Source organism: Seonamhaeicola marinus (genome assembly GCF_008085455.1).
The window spans coordinates 726-1,019 of sequence record NZ_VSDQ01000634.1 but is presented as its reverse complement, the minus strand read 5'-3'; the positions used below and the strand labels follow the sequence as shown (position 1 = coordinate 1,019).

Sequence of the window (294 nt, the reverse complement as noted above, 5' to 3'; positions counted from 1 at the left end):
CCTGGCAATGTAATTTGAGACATTATTTTATCTAAATACTCTGCAGTATCTGATCCTGGACGAATACCTGGAATAAAACCACCGCTACGTTTTAAATCGTCAGCCATTTTATTGGTTGGTACTGTAATTGCTGTATAAAAATAAGTAAATATAATTATTAATAAAGCAAATACTAAATTATACCAAAAACCAAAAATATCTGAAAAATTTGTTTGTAACCATGCACCTGCCGTTGTGTCTTTCATAAATGAAGACCCTCCAATTAAACCCGGAACAAACATAATAGCTTGTGCA

At 32.3% G+C, this 294-nt stretch carries 1 pseudogene; it reads right to left on the bottom strand.

The window, feature by feature from the left end:
• Positions 1–294: pseudogene (locus FUA24_RS25825) on the bottom strand (SecY family transport protein); the annotation flags it as partial.